The sequence below is a fragment of the Bartonella silvatica genome, from assembly GCF_040545155.1.
Lineage (GTDB): Bacteria > Pseudomonadota > Alphaproteobacteria > Rhizobiales > Rhizobiaceae > Bartonella > Bartonella silvatica.
In genome coordinates, this window is record NZ_JBEPLI010000046.1 from 1 (window position 1) to 2982 (window position 2982).

The following is a 2982-nucleotide window of genomic DNA, read 5'->3' on the forward strand; positions in this document are numbered from 1 at the left end:
TCATCAGAATCACGTCCTGCCGCTGTAATCCCCGCAATCTCATCATCTAAATTAAAACTCAATCCATGCTTTAAAGAGTTCCAAAAAGCTTCACTCCCACTTATTTCGGGATGTTGGGGTGATGTTTCGTATTCATCTTCAGGGATACGACGTATAACCCTTATGCCAGGACCAAAATCTGGAAATGGTTCCTCTACCGATTTTTCGTATTCATCTTTAGGGATACGACGTATAACCCTTATGCCAGGACCAAAATCTGGAAAATCTTGATGAGTATTATTATGATGAACCATTTATCTATCCCTAATAATTTCATATATATAGTTACCGTGCTGTACGGTTGCTTTATCCCCAATAGCAAGTTTTTTAATGTCTTCTCTGCTACTTATAGTTGGCAAGTTTTCAACACCTCCTTGCGACATCGACTGATTAGTATATTGAGTAGAATACTTTAGACGCGATCTTACTTCCATTCCATTTGACAACCTATAAATTTCCTCATCATTCAGTTTTTTAAAAAGATCAAACATATCTTTGATTTTTAAGAGCGTTTTATATAGTTCTTCTGGTTTATCGCTAATGTCCATAGTACCATAAGATGCTACTATGCGCCTGCTTTCTTCATTAGATAACGGTCCAACGCCTAATCTTCCGCCGTCACTTTGCTTTTTGATTGCTTCAATCACTCGAACAAAGACACCACCTTCAAGCGTTTTTAATTTATTTTTTAATGTTTTTGCATCACTCTCAGGGATAATCTGAGCAATAGTACCAACCTTGCCGGTAGCCTTTTTGGGATTCTTCTCTATAATTTGAAGAGCATTGTTAACTGTATCCACAATATGATTAATTTCTTTTGCTGCTGTAGCAGCAGTGTTTCTCTTACCTATTTCCCACTCTTCTATGTCTCGTTTTTTCTGATTATACTCAAGTTTCTGTAGAGTCCCTGTCATCGGTCTCTGTCCACGTTCACCTGTCTCTGGATCGGTATACCATTCATGCCCCGCAAGTAATTTAGGAGTATCACCACCTGTTAACAATGCACTAAGCATTTGAGGATTCCGTGCCATGATAGCAGCTTCTTCTTCGCTGTAGCCTCTGGACTTTAGATACTCGACAGTCTGGTTAACCTGCCCTCTTTGTTTATCTCCTTCATGCAAGTTCTTCAGCCCCTTGGCAAAAAGTTGCCATCCAGACGAATCTGGACTTGCTGTTATCGCCCCCATAAGAAAATCATCAATATTTTTACTAACATCAGACTGTGAAAAACGAGAAAATTTATCCCAAAAACTAGGTTCTGGTTTAGAATTCTGTTCTTGTGGTGTCACTGGTTCTGTTACAACAGATGCATGATTTCCTACACTAGGTGGATTTTTTTCTCTTGGAATTGGAAACGAAGGTTTATTTTCCTCATTAGGATAAATAGAGCCTATTGGAACAGGAGAAAAGGAGCTTATATCATATGGATTATTTATAGAAATCATACTAGGGAGAACTGGTACTTGAGGAATAAATGGTAATTTTCTATCTTTATCCAGTCTTTGACTTTCATCTATTCCTTCCTGCAATCGCTCTGTTGTCGTTTTTTTTCGTTTGAGTTCGAAATGTTTATATCTCGGGTCAAAATCCATAAAAACCATTACATTACCTCTTAAACCATTTATTTTCCTGAAATATTAGGACATACCTGCAAATTTACCGGAATTTTCCGCTGCCTTCTTTATTCCATAAATCGCAATCATAGCATTCTGCCAAGGATTATTACCTTCCATCTTAGAGCCTGACATATTATTCATCGTCGTGCCGTAATTTCTTGCAAAACCATGACCAGCGTTCATAAGCATATTCAATCTATTCCAGCCGCTATTGTCTTGTTCCAGCCAACGTTCTCTATTGGCATCAACAAGGCGTTGATTGTGGGCATCAAGCACACCTCCCCCCTGTATGGCATTGGAATAGGCATTGCCATAACCCTGTAAGAAGTTATTTGAGGCTCCCAACTTATTTTGATTGGCTTGGTCTATCATGGCATTGGCTTGCATCATGCGGTCTGCATCACGATTATACTGGTCTGCTGTAGCACTTGTGGACAAAGCACCAAGTTCATTTGCCAATACACCTGTATGTGCACCGGACCCATAACGACCAGCACCTGCAAAAGAACTGTTAATCGTATCTCTTGCACGGTCTAAGCTATTTTGAAGAGCGGCATTAAAAGACGGATTCTGCCCAACCATACCACCAGAAGCCATATGTCGAAGATTCATGGCTGCCGACGTTGGATTATAGATTGTATTCATCAAAGAGCGATTTTGATAATGATGAGGGACACTCCCAAGACCACTAATGCCATAGCGCGTTTGATCACTTAACGAGGCAATACGCGGTCCCCCATACACATTACCACCCATCCCTGTATTATACAGGTTATACGCATCCGAACCACCACGCTTAAATACATTCTGCATCCAAGCAGGAGGAGCGCTTGTTTGTACCTGTTTTTGTTCTGTCGTTGTTGGTGTCTTGCTCCCCATTTTACAATTCCTTCCTGTAATAAAGCATATCTATGCTGTAACCTTGCTTGTCCAATGCACGTTTCCAACCCAAACGACCCAAGATCTCCATTTCAGAAGCCCCATTCTCACGCGCCCAATCCTCTGCAACTTGCAAATTATCAACCAAATCAAGAACGCCTTTGCCACTACATTCACAAATCAGAGCGCGTTTCTTTCCTAAAACTGTCTGTTGTATCTGGGTCGTGACTGCTGCTAAAAAGCGCTCGTCATCATCCAAAACAAGCCATAACTGTTTCTTGCCACTGCAAATAGATTCAATGAGTTCTTGCAATGTAATTTCATGTTTGAAACGCTCTACATACTCTCTAAAAGATGCAATGATGTCTTCCAGATAAGGCGCTATACGCTCCATATCCCAAGACGTAGTCAAAAAGACTTTTGCCATTACCCTCTGCCTAAAGGACGT

3 protein-coding genes and 1 pseudogene are annotated in these 2982 nt (G+C 40.5%); all 4 read right to left on the reverse strand.

Annotated elements, in window-relative coordinates; translation table 11 throughout:
• Positions 1–293, reverse strand: a pseudogene (locus tag ABID23_RS07650) (hypothetical protein); the annotation flags it as partial.
• Positions 294–1640: a hypothetical protein gene (locus tag ABID23_RS07655; protein WP_354190870.1), complete on the reverse strand. Its 1347-nt coding sequence runs from the start codon at positions 1638–1640 to the stop codon at positions 294–296.
• Between the two features lie 36 nt (positions 1641–1676).
• Positions 1677–2534, reverse strand: a complete 858-nt coding sequence (bgtD, locus tag ABID23_RS07660) for a BaGTA-type gene transfer agent maturation protease BgtD (protein WP_354190872.1) — start codon at positions 2532–2534, stop codon at positions 1677–1679.
• Position 2535: 1 nt separating this feature from the next.
• Positions 2536–2961, reverse strand: coding sequence for a hypothetical protein (locus ABID23_RS07665; RefSeq protein ID WP_354190874.1), 426 nt, complete (start codon positions 2959–2961; stop codon positions 2536–2538).
• Positions 2962–2982 lie beyond the last annotated feature (21 nt).